This is a genomic window from Pseudoalteromonas sp. XMcav1-K, assembly GCF_044005875.1.
In the GTDB taxonomy this organism is placed as follows: domain Bacteria; phylum Pseudomonadota; class Gammaproteobacteria; order Enterobacterales; family Alteromonadaceae; genus Pseudoalteromonas; species Pseudoalteromonas spongiae.
Genome location: NZ_JBIPJE010000050.1, coordinates 535295 through 550782, shown reverse-complemented (window position 1 = coordinate 550782; position 15488 = coordinate 535295). Strand labels below are relative to the sequence as shown.

At 37.4% G+C, this 15488-nt stretch carries 9 protein-coding genes and 1 riboswitch; of the genes, 1 reads left to right on the top strand and 8 read right to left on the bottom strand.

What is annotated here, in order from left to right:
• Window positions 1–140 precede the first annotated feature (140 nt).
• The 7 genes from ACHSBP_RS19400 to ACHSBP_RS19370 form a co-directional block, all read right to left on the bottom strand.
• Window positions 141–356 carry an antitoxin Xre/MbcA/ParS toxin-binding domain-containing protein gene (locus ACHSBP_RS19400; protein ID WP_395390180.1) on the bottom strand — a complete coding sequence of 72 codons (216 nt, stop codon included), beginning with the start codon at window positions 354–356 and terminating at the stop codon, window positions 141–143.
• A gap of 111 nt (window positions 357–467) precedes the next feature.
• Window positions 468–782 (bottom strand): hypothetical protein, encoded by a 315-nt coding sequence (locus ACHSBP_RS19395; RefSeq protein ID WP_395390179.1) that lies wholly within the window; start codon window positions 780–782, stop codon window positions 468–470.
• A gap of 375 nt (window positions 783–1157) precedes the next feature.
• On the bottom strand, window positions 1158–2606 hold the full coding sequence (locus tag ACHSBP_RS19390) for a TnsD family Tn7-like transposition protein (RefSeq protein ID WP_395390178.1): 1449 nt from the start codon (window positions 2604–2606) through the stop codon (window positions 1158–1160).
• Window positions 2600–3523, bottom strand: coding sequence for a TniQ family protein (locus ACHSBP_RS19385; protein WP_395390177.1), 924 nt, complete (start codon window positions 3521–3523; stop codon window positions 2600–2602). The genes ACHSBP_RS19390 and ACHSBP_RS19385 overlap by 7 nt, the downstream gene beginning before the upstream one ends.
• 5 nt (window positions 3524–3528) lie before the next feature.
• On the bottom strand, window positions 3529–4908 hold the full coding sequence (locus ACHSBP_RS19380; protein WP_395390176.1) for an ATP-binding protein: 1380 nt from the start codon (window positions 4906–4908) through the stop codon (window positions 3529–3531).
• Window positions 4909–4923: 15 nt separating this feature from the next.
• Window positions 4924–7176: a hypothetical protein gene (locus tag ACHSBP_RS19375; RefSeq protein ID WP_395390175.1), complete on the bottom strand. Its 2253-nt coding sequence runs from the start codon at window positions 7174–7176 to the stop codon at window positions 4924–4926.
• Complete coding sequence (locus tag ACHSBP_RS19370) at window positions 7176–8030, bottom strand: TnsA endonuclease N-terminal domain-containing protein (protein ID WP_395390174.1); 855 nt, start codon at window positions 8028–8030, stop codon at window positions 7176–7178. Before ACHSBP_RS19370 ends, ACHSBP_RS19375 begins: the two co-directional genes overlap by 1 nt.
• A gap of 499 nt (window positions 8031–8529) precedes the next feature.
• On the opposite strand from ACHSBP_RS19370, the gene ACHSBP_RS19365 reads away from it, so the two are divergent.
• Window positions 8530–14580, top strand: coding sequence for a hypothetical protein (locus ACHSBP_RS19365; RefSeq protein WP_395390173.1), 6051 nt, complete (start codon window positions 8530–8532; stop codon window positions 14578–14580).
• 205 nt (window positions 14581–14785) lie between these two features.
• Here ACHSBP_RS19365 and ACHSBP_RS19360 read toward each other — a convergent pair whose 3' ends face one another.
• Window positions 14786–15334: an HD domain-containing protein gene (locus tag ACHSBP_RS19360; protein ID WP_395390172.1), complete on the bottom strand. Its 549-nt coding sequence runs from the start codon at window positions 15332–15334 to the stop codon at window positions 14786–14788.
• Window positions 15335–15351: 17 nt separating this feature from the next.
• Window positions 15352–15451, bottom strand: a riboswitch (purine riboswitch).
• Window positions 15452–15488 lie beyond the last annotated feature (37 nt).

Below are 15488 nucleotides of genomic sequence, written 5' to 3'. Positions count from 1 at the left end.
AGGGGAGCGGAAAAGTGAGCAACATGCTCGGTAGCCGACTGCAAAAGTCTTATTTACTATAAATAAACTTTCTTAATATAGTCAACAAGATATTACTTTAATTTTAAGCTACTGGATTTTTCGACGTATAGCGTCGGTATTCAAGAAAAATCTCCTTGCTCTATCGTTCTTATTAGATCTAATACAGCATCTAAGTCATTTTCCAAACACTCCGCGGGTGATCTTCCTTCTAGCTGCCACTTTGGATTAATTAACCAACTGAGGGCTTGGTCTGGGGTTTTAAACAAAGCCAACAATTTTCTCTTTAGCTCCGGGAAATCACTAACTGTCTGTTCAAATAAAATATCTGGTTTCATTACTTTTTCCCCTCAGAATAGAATTCAGTGCTTAGACTTAATGATTCAGTGTCTACTGACCTTAGTTGAGGTTTTCGTTCTAGTTTGCTTGTGACTCTCATGTTGATCTATTCAGTTCGAAGCGATCCCTAAGACAAGCTTTAGCGTCATTTTTAGCCCCACTATTCCTTCTCTTTCGATAAAATCTAGTGGCTCACTTCCATCAAATAGATGATGCTTATTTGGCATTTTCATAAAACCATTAATATTTTCAGGGTTGTTGAACATAATTTTTAACGCTTGGTCGATTTGTAAAATCAGTCTACTCCTTTCTTCAAGCTCTTTTTCATTAACTCCTAACGACAATATCGAATAAATTTGCCGAGAGCTTGCTTTCCAGTTTTGCAAAATTTTCTGAGCCTTTATCACTGCGAATTCGTCTACCATGGTTCACTCCTTTATTTTTACTTGCCCGCTTCGCGGAACTGAAACCAGTTGCACTGTAAGCACCTAAAAATCTGCGTTTAGACCAATTTCATCAAATATGTGTCAAGCGATATATTGGCAAAAATGGTTACATGTACAGCGTTCGGTCATCCCAAATCAATGACTTAGCAAATTCACTGTTGCAAATTTTTTAATTCTCATTATTCTCTTTTTTGAGGCCAAAATAATTTCTCTTTTGGTGAGAAATTCCTTCCTGCTTACTACTTTTAACTGTTATTCATAACTCTCTGGATTTATTCACAGCTTGCTGTGGTAGATAACGATAAGTTTGAAATCAAACAAACGCCGTATACCAATTTAAAAAATTCGAGCGACTCAAACACAGGATTTACCACCACGCGTATAACGTTGACTGCGTGGAATTTCAGCAGGAAGTTGCGAATACAACCAATCTTTGTCGTGCTTAAACAGCCAGGTATAACTAGAGGAAACTGCCTTCTTTACTTCTTGGCGGGAAGTACTGCTTTGAACAGCCGAAATTAACTGGCCACGATGCTTCTTGAGTAGATTGTGAAAACGAATTTTCTTTCTAAGCTGAACAATTTCAGGGTGACAAGAAAGTATTTGCTCAACTGCCCCCACTGACGTTTCCACCGAAGCAGCTATATTTTGCGTAGACAAGCCAACTAAGAGCTTACGCCATATTTCACGCCTTTTGCCTTCGTCAATAAATTGAGTGCGTCTATGGATAGTAATTCCATATATCTGTGAAATTTTCTTCGTATAACCTATGCTCACTCCGCACAGAATAGAAGTCCGCCTTAAGCTATAACCATTTTCTAAAAAGCCAAGAATCTTTTTGTCAGGCATACTGCGAGCTAAGTTATCACCATTTACTTCAACCTCAGAATCGACGCAAGGTTCTTGCCCTTTTTCAAATAAACGATATATCGACATAAATTCATCAAATGTATTAAACATATGACCAATAACTAGCAAATGCTTTAGAGGATGAAATGTCTTACTATTTCCATACAACAAGTTTGCTGGATACTGCCAGGGTTTGGACTTGCTTAAAATCTGTGAAATTTGCGGATCATCGCAAATAGACTCCCAATAAAGCCTTAGGTGTTTTCGCCATTGACTAATCTTAATGCGAATTGACTGGTTACATGTTGCTAACCCGAGTTCTACTAAACGATGACGATAAACACGATTAATAATTTCTGAATTAAGCCCATACCCGCCCAACTTAAATATGTTTTGGCTTAGCATTGCGAGTTTCACTGCTTTTTCATTTACTGTGCTAAGACTTACTTTTTCAGTTGGAGGCAATATTAAGCGTTTTCGGTTTACCTTAATGCCTTCGAGTCTACAGTCATGAATTGTACAAGCTAAAGCGCCTGGCAGTTGATGCTGTAAATGCCAATAGCACCATGCATACTTTTCGATGTCTTGTTTCGTACATAGTGGGCAATACTTTAGTTCTCCTGTCATTTTTGAACGGTTAGCAACCAACGACATTTTTGATTCTAAATTTAATGTTCCACCAGCCAATAAAAGCTCTTCAACTTTAGTGGATACTGCTTTTGATAAGAATGTTCGATACAAGGGATAAACAGTATGCTTATACAGCAACTGCTGAAATGGAATACCTGAAAATGACGAAACTTGAGATATGAAGCTAGGAAAAAACGCACTCCATTGCTTACTTGAGCTTCCTATTCTGTATTTTAACGCACACGCCAACGTTGGATATCCATCCATTAAACAACAGCGAGTAAGGTAACTATAAATCGTCTCGTCTGGCAGGAGTACTAACATATTTCCTCCCGACAATAACGGCTAAATAACAGGTGAATTATTGGCGCATAATCATAACTTTTAAACACATAAGTACTGACATTAAATGCGGGATGCTCTGAGTTATTCCTGCCATTTGGCAAAGGTGTTAAATGATTTAATAAGTTGAGTGAGTCAATCCAGTTTCCAAATAAGTCTTGCTGATCTCTAATTTGTTTTCTCTCAGCTACAGACCACTGCCGCTTAAATTCACCAAAACCGTACTGTACTTTGAAGCATTCTTTAACTTTATTTTTATCAAAATTTAAACTTCCATTTAAAATACCGTTTGCACTTCTTTCGATCCATAAATCGTCGTAACTATCTTCTCTGTGACGCTCTGAGAATGTACTTCCACATTTAGGGCAACTCGCTGAGGGGCCAGGCCCTTGCAAAATTGAAGACCAAGCAAAACCGCAGCTCTGACAACCAGATAATAATAATGCCCCATGTTTGGTACATCGTTTTTTGAGCGGAAATTGGTGTTCACAATGCCAATAAGCGACTCCACACTCATCTTCATCATCGAATATACATTCAGGGCACCACTTCCAGCCTTTATGAACCTGTTCCAGATTTGCATGTTTGAGTTGTAACTTGCTGGGATACTTTACTTGCTCCGCCAATACAATGGAAAAGTCACTTTCAATTAAACTGGTATAAACATTTAATAACGTATTGTTAAGCGCTAATTGATGGTGGTATTTGGGTAAGTATTGCTTGAGAATATCGGTATAAACAGATTGCCAATAACTGTTCGAATTAACTTTACTAACATTTGATGACACTCGTTTAGCTACTTTAACGTATTCCTTCCGGCCTTGGGGTAAGACGTAGCGCATTAAACATCCAAGAAGGTGCTCTTTTTCAAAAGGGGCAGGAAAGTGATAGACGCTCATAAGCACTAGCCTTTATGATCATTATTAATGTCCGGAACACTTACCCGCTTTTGGATTTTTTTTCCTTTCTGTTCTTCTAATGCCCAAACAACATTATTAGCATCATCTCGGTTCAATAGATTCTCTAGCATGTCTTCATTGCCCGTTTCGTGCAAACGTCTTAATGCTTCAGCTAACGGACCGAATTGTTCAATAAATATGTCTTCCAGTAGTTCTTCTTCAGGTATGTCTGTCACACTCAACGCTATTCGATGATAAAGCTGCGCTAACCTCGTGATAACAGCTAATAAGCCAGCACTTAAAGTTGCTACCTTAAATTTAAAAGATTCACTAAACCCCTTTTGCTTCTGACTGAGGGATGCGGGAAAGAAGGCACTAAATAAATCATCAAATAAATCAGAGTCTATCGGGGCAAGCTCAAACACATAGATCTGATCAGAATAGACTCGACGAGTTGTCGTTATTACATCGAGGTTATTCGAAAACTCAGCTGGTACAGGATCAAATAACTTTAAGCCTTCCGGCGTACAACTGGTTAATGTCGGTACAGACAATTTATTAAAAAGAGCTTCGACTGCTTGCAAAGTAATTGAGTTTCGCCCCGAACCAAACTTCAACATAAATTGCATTTCATCAATGTGAATAAACCCGATATTGTACTTTAGTATCAGTAGTTGCATCGCCGCATAATGATGCTCTATTCCCTCTGATTTTCGCCCCTTCCATTCATTGTAGTAATTGCTACCAATTGCCATGTCTATTGCTCTAAAGAACGCTAATGCGAGTGCTTTAGGTGAGTCACTAGCTGGCATATCAAAGCTTAACCATACAATTTGAGTTAGCTTCTCTGGTGTATTATCAAACTCTGGATGAATGATCACCTGTGGAATTGCTAGCAGTGTTCGTCGAATTGTTGTTGTTTTGCCGCTACCCGAAGGGCCGGTGACAACAGCGTTACTAGTGGTTGTTAGCGGACTAAGAGGAGAAACAAATATTTTTTCATAGATCTCATCACGCTTTTTAAGCATTGATAAACTTGATAACTCTCTTTGAAACCTCCGAATTTCGGGTTTCCTAGGATCTCGGTTAATATATCCAAATAAAATTGCAGACAAAATATCTTCATAAAGTGCCGCAGACCAAGGGTGTACGACATTAATACAGCTCAGTCGATGTAATGCTGTTTTTTGATAAACACCGTTTAGACTTTGAATATTACTTGGTAATTTAGGAATATATCCTATTTCACTTTCAACAACGTCTGTATCTTTAACCGTGATAGCCCGGATCAATGGATTATCGTTTAACCATTCATCTTGATGATTATGATATACAGCCTCTTCAATGAGCACAGGTTTAGGAAAAGCTGGGTCGAATAATTTCATTTGTCCCCCTTACCATTATTTTTTTGAACGCTGTAGTCGAGAGTTTAAGCTTCGTTTCTTTGGCTTCTTAGTTTGAGGCTTTATTTGCATTTCCTCATGATTGCCCTCACTTGCTCCTGTCTTCTCTATTTGCCCAATCGCTTGCTTATTACGTTTATCAATCTGAGCTTTATCAATAATCGCTTGCTCATCTTTTCGTTCTTGAATACCTTTTTGACGGGACTTTACTGTATTTTCAGGTATCCCACTTATCTCTTCTTTATTCCTATCAAGTAAGTCACGCTGTTGCTGCTCTTTGATTAATTCTTGCCTCGCTTTTTCGCGTTTGGCAGCATGCTTTTCTCTAGCGTATTCGTGCTGACGAATGGCCACAGCCTCCCAAGTCTGACGCATAAATCGACGACTTTTATCAGGTTTTATTTTCAAAGCGATGACTTCGTTTTCGGGCGTTTGGTACCAAATTAAATCCGCTGAAACTCTACTCCATTTAACCGTAATCGGAAAAACTCCGAACTGCTTGGCTCGAAAATACCACTTTTGCTGCCTAGCATAAGGAGACGTGTAGTAAACTCCTTTAAACTTAATACCCTGTGCTGTAACTGAAGCCTCGTTTTCAGGAAGACACGCTAATCTGATCGGGCCCTCATCTTTTTCAGTTGTAGGGTTACCACCTCCCATTTCTTCACCGATAAAAAAGTCAAAGATCGACTGAGCAGAAAGACCTGCACGTTTCTTTGCCGCTTTAAAATCATGATGTTCTTCTCTTAGGTTTGTATGGTTTTGATAGATTACCTCTAAAATAATCGCTTGATACAAAGACTCTAAATCCCAAACGGCGTTTTGCGATGGGTCCTGCTCTTCTCTGCGTACTTCATATACTGCACCTGGTTGATAATGAAGAAAGCTATCGTTAATAACACCGAATTTTCTTTCGGCTACAGCCTTAGCAACCCCCATATAACTTCGGGTCTTTGTCCACTCCTGAATACCTAAATTTGCTTTTAAAAGTGGCGATATATTCCCCAATGAATACTCTCCACCATTATCACTATTAATCCAGTAACATAGATGGTGGCATGGCCAATCTTTTTTATTTATTTTAAGACCATAGCGTGCAGCAAAAGAGACTTTATCCATAAATGCATTAACTAACGCCTCAGCAGCCCCAACCCAGTCAGGACCATGAAACCCTATATATATTCCAACAATACATGTAGAGAAAACGTCGACAACGACATAAAGCACAGGTCTCCCCATAGATAATCTTTCATTCTCTGAATATGGGTAACGAACGTGGATATCCATGACTGTTGCATCAATCTCATATAAATGCGTTGGCCCGATTAAAAACTCCCATGTAGATCCACTTCTATCAGCATGATCTTTATCAAAAACAATCTGTCCTTTGGCTGCTCTGATTTTATCTTCTTGAGTTATAAACTTTTGAAAGTGGTATCTAAACTGCGCATCAGATAAACAATCAGTCTCTTCATCCCATTTTAGTTTTTTATTCGTACCATAGGGGGTTGCCTCATCAACAAATCGGCATTCATTTTCACGCCGATACAATAACCGGGCTCGAGCAGTAATATTTTTTCGTGCTGAGCTAATAACAGCCGTAACAGTTTTCTTAATTTTTTTTATTTCTTTTTTAGTGATCCCTGGGGCCACTGAAAAAACGGGTTGATGCAAATGACCAAGCAGCTTAGGTGAAATAGTTTTACGTCCACGCTTTACATTTTCTACCCCACGTTCTTCAGGGATAAAATAATTACTACCGCAATTCTGATAGTCAAAAGGTAACAAAGCATTGTTGGTGCAACCATAAGTGATATAGCGATTTAGCTGCCTGTAATAATTACTAGATTTTTTCCAAATAGAGTTTTCTATTAGTAGAGCTCCTATTTTTTCTCCAACCCCGCTCCCGTATAAATATTCACGTACAGTGTCCTCGTTAAGTAAAGAACCTACTATGTTGAGCTTTTTATCCCGTTTAGCTATCCAGTGCTCTTTGCCAGACTTTATTAATTTTTCATCGTCAAAATTAATCCATGCCGGCAACATTTCAACTGTCCGGTGTAGTTTGTTTTTTTTAATATAATCGGCAAATTTTTCAAAATTATATACCTTAGGTTTACAACAAGGCTTTCCTTCTTCTAAACGAACCAAATCAACCACAGCAATCAGAGCTAGATCTATTGCTACGTGGCAAATTTTAACTTGAATAGATTGCTTGATATCGCTAAAAACTTCATTAACGCTAAACATTACGCGTTCACCGCTACCGGCTCTGAAAGCCTAATTGGATATTCAATATTGAGACTGAGTTCATGGTGATATGCTGCAAACTGAAAGATAGCTTGGGCATCTCGAAATGAACTGTTCATAAGCTTACATACACTGCTTAAGTGTTCTTCTAGCCATGCCCGAGGGTTATTCTTGTAACTCTTGATAAAATAAGCTTTAAATTGCTCTAGCTCTTGCAGCTCTACATCTAAGTCATGCTGCATCTGAAACCAGGTAATATTTTGAACAGCTACCTTTGAGGAGTCTCTTTCGGTTGCCTGAATAAATTTGACGTTCTTTTCTAGCCAGTAAATTTCTTCTATCTTATTTTTTTGCCAAGTCCGCCAGCTCTTTTGGATGACAAAACCATCTTCAGAATATTGGTAAATGGCATCCCAATATTTAAAGTTATAGGATTGTTGGTAAACCTCACCAGTCTCAATATCAACACGATCAACTAACAAGTCAGTTGTCATGATATACAATTCTTTAGTCTTCCAATTTCTGGGGTGAATAAATTTTAAACTTTTAGCTATTTCCAGTGTTTTTGGTAGGTGCAGTGGAAATTGCTCTCTAATACCGAGAATATCTGGCTCAAAGATCAGTCGCTTATAAGCATTTGCTTCTCCATCGCTAAGAAGATGAATTAATCGTTTCTGTATAGGGCAGGAATATAAATGTCTTCGACTAATAGAATTAACAGCGTCAATATTGATAAACGGACGATAGTATTGAAAATGATGCGCCAATTTTTGCTTACGAGCATCATCACACTTTTCTTTCCACTCTCTAAGTCTGGCTAATTCTTTTATGTTTACTTTATAAATCGGTTTCATTTTTACACCTATATCCAATTAATTCAGATATAGAGTAAAAACAAAACAAGATCAACATAAGTAATTGATTTACATACTATTTAAATAATTATACTTTCTGTCAATTTGATTTTTTTATTTAAATATTTCAAGTTCTTGTATTTACAGATTTCAATTTATTAGCGAGTTAATGTACGAAAAAAAATTAAAAAAAAACCAGCCCTAATTACAAAGGCAATTTAAATCAGACTAAAACATTGGTTAATTTTAGTTGAAGTGAACAAATATGCTCTTGCATGATTGCTATCTCTGAGCGCTTCAACAACAAAGCAATATTACTTTCATAAAATAAGAAGGCTCTCTCAACTTTTTCTACCATATTGAATATTACTTTTAAATAAGTAGCCATTACTCTTGATATAAACCGCTAATGCCCAAACCTATAATAATTAAGTAGTTTTACTATAATTTTAATTTCCAATTACTATCAGGAAGCAACGTATTAAAATAAGGATTTGGTTTGAAAGGTCGAGGATTAACCCCAGCTCATCAAGGATATCGATATCAAGATATTTTTACAGCGTATTTTTTTATGCGATGCCTTAGCGAAAGGTATGAATATATTTCTGTAGACAAAAAGCGTTTTGATGGTGATATATTTGACGATCTGCATATTCAACAGGGGCTTCTTACTAGACATTTCCAAGTAAAATCTAGCAGAAACGAAACAAAGCAATTTCACCATTCTCAGCTATATCGAAAATCCTCTGACATTCGAATTGACTTGCTATTCGATAGTTTCCTTAAATCTGATAGCAAAGAGGACGTTTATATTTTATGTGCTACCTGGTTGCCCCCAGTAGAAACTAAATATTTGCGTGAAACTCGAAATTGTAAAAGTATAGAAAACACTTCAAGCATTAGCTACAAATTGGACGCTGAATCCATTTGGCCTATTAATTCAGCTCCAGTTTGGGAGCCTCTAAATGATAAAAAGTACGACAGACAAAAATTTATCAAATTCTGCGACGCTTTTACTATTGAATTGGCACTCCCAATTTCTAGTGAGACTCTCAATGAGCCAAGTACTTTAGAACAAGAGCTTATAAATTTAGTTAAGTATAAAGTCGGTATAGGCTCATACCCAAATCAAGATAGGGATCCTATTGATTTTTCTGGTTTATCAATTTCCCTCGCCAATTTAGCAAGAACTCAAAACGCAACTCACACTCCTAGTAGCATCGAATCAGAACTAGGATTGAGGACTGATTTTGGAAAGCTCAACCAGATATTCCCTGTAAACTCAGATGTTTTTGTTAACAGAGATTCGTTTGAACAGTCACTTATTGCTAATGTGAAAAAGTTAAATCACCAAGTTGTTTTGGGTAGCCCTGGAGCCGGGAAATCTTGGAGTCTGACCCGACTGGCTGAAAAGCTCGAAGGTGAAGGAATATGTGTAGCAAAACATTACTGTTACCTTGAGCCTGGAGATGAAGAGCTAGAGAGAAGAATAAGTACCGAGAGTTTATTTGCTAACTTGCTGTACGAACTTACGAGCAAAAATACAAAGTTACGAGATAACCTAACTTCAAGATATTCATCAACTTTCGAGTCATTAGATGAAGCTATAAAAGTTGCGTGCGAACAAGAAGAGCTGGTGGTAATTATAGTAGACGGCCTAGACCACATCAGCAGGGTTTTGTCTGAAGCGGAACAATTAAGTTTTTCTGACACTGATATCATAGGCCAAATTTGTAGTTTATCACTCCCTAATAATGTGGTTTTAATACTTGGGTCTCAACCCGGCGAACATATACAACGAATCACAGAATCCCTAGGCGAACGCGCCTCTATAAACTCTGTTCCACCTTGGGATCGATTCGAAATCGAATTTCTTTTGAACGCTTTTAATATACGGCAAATCTACAATAGCAATTCAGCAATTACTTTCAAAAAACTAACTGATGCTATTTTGGTGAAGTCAGATGGTAACCCGCTATATGCAACTTTTTTGGCAAAAGAGATACTTAATAGAAATGATATTAATTCGATACATGATTTAGACGACTGGTTCGATTTACAACCTACCGTAAATGGGAATGTATCTTCGTACTATCAGTATCTCTTGTCAAAAGAAGACGATGGAACGTTGTTAATTGCTAACATTTTAGGACTGATAGACTTTGGAATTACGACCGAAGAATTAAAGCAAATCACCCCTTTGTTAGCCCCTATAATAGATTCAAGCATCAAGCATTTATCTCCCATTTTAACAGACGTAACAGGACAAGGTGGCATTAGAATTTATCATGAAAGTTTCAGGAGGTTTGTTGTTGAGAACCAATCTAATTCAGATCAGATTAGAAATATCTTACAACCAATAACCGAGTGGCTTTTTAAAATTGGTTTCTTCAAATCCGCAAAATCTTATCGTTTTTTGCTCGTTTTACTCAGACGACAAAAAGAGTCTGGCAAAGTGCTAGAACTAGTTTCCACCGAATTTATTTCTAAGAGTCTCGAATTCGGACACCCTGAATTGGCGATAGGAAAAAATCTTGAGATAGCTATAGAAGTCGCATCTCAGCAGAATAATTGGGCTGCACTAACAAAGCTCGCCGAATTAAAAAGATCTTTGCACACTTGTTTTGAAGAAAAACTTAACGAACAGTTCACATACTGGGAGACTTTTACAAAGGTTTTTGGTGCAGAATTAACCTCTGAGCGCTTACTGTTCGACGGTGAACCAACTTTACCCTCTGGATTAGGACTAGCAGTGTGTTCCCTCATAACAGATGCTGGACATGTCGCTCCTTGGAGGGAATATCTTCTCAAAGAGTCCACAGAAAATACCATTAACGATTCAGCTCGGTCGGCTGGCAACTCTGACTATGATGAAAGCTTCCAAAAATCCATAAATAGATTCAAAGGACTACTAGCTACAAAAGGAAAGCTAATAGGATACAAGAAATTAGTAAAGTTTCTTCTAAAGCAAAAAAGAGCACTAAAAGAAGATTACATATATGAATTAATCACAGCGCTACAATCATATTTTGACAACGATATAGGCCTAAGAATATCAAAATTTTTATCTCATCATACAAGTATAAACAGTAGCTCAATATTAGGGATTGCCCATTTGTGCAAAGCAGAGCGTGAAACAGCTCAAAATAAGGCTTCCGAAGCCAACTTAGCTGCGGGATATTTGAAAAGTAGAGATAAAATCAAACTTTGTTTGATGCTTGGTGCGGTTCCAAGTAATTGTGTCTCTATTTCCCAAAAGCCAAGTGACATAGACCTTTCCATTGGAAGCTACTCACCTGAATATGAGAACATTCTAGAATGGTTTGTTTCCCTGCATATTAACCCGAAAAGCTTTAGAGTCGAGTTAGAAAGGGTAAGAAAAGGTGATAATTGGTATTCTCAGTGGCTAGAGTTTTTAATTCGACTGGCAGAACACCGTACTTCAAATAATTCATTAGCTATTACAGACATTTTCAAGCTTATCTCTGAGAATACAGCCCCGTTTAAAGGGGAGCCTCGATCTTGTGACCTATACCGAGTACAACCACTAATTATTGAGTCAATTATTGACGGCTTAAAGCTGACTAATAGTGCAGAAGAGTTCAGGGAATGTATTCGCTACGTTAAGATAGCTATGAATGAAACAGCAACGTCTATGGATAGAGGCGAGTCGGGGCCAATACAAACAATCCCCCTGCTTACTCGGTTATGTTCCCTAAGCAACTTAAATTTTGCGCAGAATGAAATTCTAAAGTTCTCCATGGAAGTTGTTAAAGAATCAGAGTCCTACGGTACTTATTTTGAAAACCATGCAGAGATGGGGATGTCGTTGGCTTATTTACTTTCTTCTTCTGGTTTTCAAGACGAATCCAAAAAAGAGTGGGGAAAAATCACACAATACTTGTGCGCATATGGTTGGAGAAAAGATGTTACAATTAACGAAATATTGGGCTCTTTACCCTCCATCGCTAAGCCAAACTGGCCTGTGGGAAAAGATGCTTTTATCAAATCTCTTCCTTTAGCTCAAGCTTTACGTAGACACACAGACGGCAGGGAAACCAAACATGCGATTAATCATTGGTTTTCAAGTCTATGCCATTCAAATTTAAACATAGCTTTAGAAGTACTAAGTGGCACTCTTCACGACTATGACGGTGGAGTGAGTTGGGTATTAGACAGTGCAACGCACTCAGTGCTTGACGAATATTTTAAGAAATCGATTGACCCGGTTGCTTACCATGTACTTTGCACTACCGAATTCAATTTCAGGTATGAAGGAGATGCAAAAGAAAGAATTAGAGAAGAGCTGAAAATAATCGAAGACTTCCTAAAAAATGATAAAAAACTCGGCACAAAATATTTTGAAAACTTAGTTAAACGTTATCTTAGTAGCTCATCCAAGTATGCAGAAGAGGTTTTGCCACAGCTAGAAAAGTTTGCACAAATGTACTCTCTGAGCTTCAACCAACAAGTACCGCCGAAGCCAAAAGAAAAGAAATCAGAATATTTAAAACAAGATCAATTTTCAGTTTGTATTCGACAGAGAATAACTCCTCAAATCCGACTCCCTTTGACTAGTGCAGTTTCAAAAAACAAAGAAACCGAATTCAGAAAAATTATTAACTTTGTTACTGAAAAAATGGATTCTAGAGGCCGAGTTTCTATAGATGCGTTTATAAATTATTTTGGTTATGCCCTGTATGAATACTCGGAAACCAATGGAGAGCAACAAGCTGGAGAGTTCTTATTATTATTTGTTGAAAAAGCATATTCGGCATACATGTCTGATCACCATCCAATCATAGATTTAGCAGAAGGATTTAGTCGTCTAAAGAAATATGAATTGTCTTGTATTGCATATACGCTTTCGCATGTATACCGTAGAGGAAATAGAGGTTGGGGAAACATTGGCGATGAACTATCAGAGCATCACCTTTTAAAGGCAGTTGAGATCAATAAAGAACTAGCACTGAACATATATGCGAGAGGTGCTGGTCATCTAATATCCACAAACAGTTACAATTATGGAATTACTGAAGGTATTATTAGTAGGCTATCTAGCGTGGGATTACACGACGATGCAAATCAAGCTTGGTGGGCCGCTTATGAAGTCATAAAGCACCGATTACCTCTAACCGAAGAGAGTGATTACTGTTGGCTAAACTCAACACCTTTAATAAAGTCTAAGAGCTGGTCCGAACAAGAAGGAATTATCGCTGTACTCCTAGCAAAACTAGATTCTCCATACATTGCAATTAAACATCAAGCAATGCTAGCAATAAAACACTTAATCGAAACAGATAACTCTAATTTGGTTAAACCACTGAGGTGGTATTTAACTGAATCTACACCTATTACATCTTTGGAAGTGTTATTAGCATTGTTATTGAAATATGACACCGAAGAATATTCACTATCGAAAAAAATAAAATCTACGTTGGAATTGTTAGCTAATTCTCCTTTATGGATTGTAAAGAATTGCGCTAGGGCCCTACTAAGACAATTTTGTAACGATGATTATAAAGACCATATGATTCATTTTGCTAAGGAAGTTTTGGAAGACAGGTTTGTAGTCGAGCTTCTTGCAATGGATAAATCCGACAAAACATTTTTTATGAGTTCTATTTGGAGTGACTTTGCGCAGGTTTATGCCAGCACCCTTAGTTATAGACTTTCAAAATCCGAATTCAATAAGGAACAATGGAAAACGAGAATACAACTTGTGCATGGTGATAGAGGAGATTGCTATCCTGGAGTTCAGGTTATGGGCTGGGATGAAGAACTTGCTGAAATGACTACTAATGAGGTTCTTAACAACTTAGAGATTCAAAAACAAGAATTCTCAGATCCATCTGAAGCAATGGAGTTGGCAGAATCACTACTTCCAGATGTCGAAGCATATATCACATTCAAGGAGCTTCAATGCACGAGGGAAAACTACCCTCTACCCGCTGAAATTAAAGAAACATATAAAAGTAAAGAATTCACTTACGTTATGAGCAATGGTCTATATAAAGGATGGATAAGAGCAGCATATATAGAGCGACAATGGCTATTTGATGAAGAGTCCTATTCCAAAGAAGCAAAAGAAAAAGTTGAAGTTCAATCTGCATTAGCAATAGAACTTGATGAATTTCCGGCTCCTGAGGGCATAGCACCAATATTCCCTTCAAATGATATTAGCTGGGAAGTTCCGATTGATGGGCTAGATATGCCAATGGGACTATGTTTTGGAAAAGCTGACTACAGTACATTTTTAGGTAGTATAGAAGTACTTATGCCTCACCCAAGTCTAATATCAGCTCTTAATCTGAAACTTAGTAGCCCATTTTCATTGAAGGATGAATCTGAGCAAGAAGTTGCAGTGTTTAGAAACTGGCGAAAAATCTATGAGCGCTCATATGATACTGAAGTAGTTGAATTGGAAGGCTCAGAGATACTAATTCATCCCAAGTTAATAGAAAAGATAGAACGTATTGACGGCAGTAAAATCATTACATTAACCTCGAAATTTAAAGAGGCCGTATCTAATCCAGTAAAAGGCAGATGAATTGATGGCAATAAATTGTAGTGGCTCATATCTGATCTTACAGTTTCGATGAATAGGTTTAGACTTTATCTGACGGACAGCTATGAGCGATTAGCAGACCTTAAGCTACCAGTAAAATTCTTTGCTTAACTCGCTGGTAGCTGACTGTATTTAATGATAATAATTTTAACGCTATGAAAGAGTTAGAGGTTTGTTGTGATTTACTCTATTCAACTTTACAAATAAGTTGATCCAACCTGTCTTTAAATATTTGCCTGACTTCAGCCATCAATTTAAAAGATAAATCGTAATTTCCCAGTAAAACTTTATCGTTCAACCCATGGTTATCTAGCAAGAGAGACATTTCGTAATTTAGCATGGCATCATCAATTTCTTGTACCCAATAAAGCTCTTCATCACTTAAATGATCTAAACCAAAAGCCTCATATATTTGTTGCTGTAATTGAGTTTCAATTTCCAGATATTTGTCCAATAGGCTTTTTAACGGTCTGGTTAAATCGCCAATATAGGCCTCAGAAGCATCATGAAGTAAACAAGCCAGTTGTATTCTATGTGATAAGCCACGAACCTTTGCTTCTTCTGCGCAATGAATGGAATGCTGAGCCACACTGTAGAAATGTCTATAATGACCATTAGCTCGGCATAGCATAGAAAGACCATGTGCTATATCGATTGCTTTAATTTCATCTTTTTCAGGTGAAAGAGGCCAGAATTGACCACCAGAGAATGTGTTGATGTATTTGCCTCGTCTCATATTTGTCTCCGATAACTTATTAATTACGTGATATTCGTAAGCAAGATTTATCGGATCTTGGTAGAGACCCCTACACCATATTAGCAGGGTTATACGAAACTACATATGATAAAGCATGTAATGTAAAACTCAAACGGATACAAGTCTACTTTAT

Bases quoted from the DNA above. Each gene is read 5' to 3' on its own strand.
- ACHSBP_RS19385 (WP_395390177.1), bottom strand. From the start codon at position 3,523: ATGAGCGTCTATCACTTTCCTGCCCCTTTTGAAAAAGAGCACCTTCTT.
- ACHSBP_RS19375 (WP_395390175.1), bottom strand. From the start codon at position 7,176: ATGTTTAGCGTTAATGAAGTTTTTAGCGATATCAAGCAATCTATTCAA.
- ACHSBP_RS19360 (WP_395390172.1), bottom strand. From the start codon at position 15,334: ATGAGACGAGGCAAATACATCAACACATTCTCTGGTGGTCAATTCTGG.
- ACHSBP_RS19400 (WP_395390180.1), bottom strand. From the start codon at position 356: ATGAAACCAGATATTTTATTTGAACAGACAGTTAGTGATTTCCCGGAG.
- ACHSBP_RS19390 (WP_395390178.1), bottom strand. From the start codon at position 2,606: ATGTTAGTACTCCTGCCAGACGAGACGATTTATAGTTACCTTACTCGC.
- ACHSBP_RS19395 (WP_395390179.1), bottom strand. From the start codon at position 782: ATGGTAGACGAATTCGCAGTGATAAAGGCTCAGAAAATTTTGCAAAAC.
- ACHSBP_RS19370 (WP_395390174.1), bottom strand. From the start codon at position 8,030: ATGAAACCGATTTATAAAGTAAACATAAAAGAATTAGCCAGACTTAGA.
- ACHSBP_RS19380 (WP_395390176.1), bottom strand. From the start codon at position 4,908: ATGAAATTATTCGACCCAGCTTTTCCTAAACCTGTGCTCATTGAAGAG.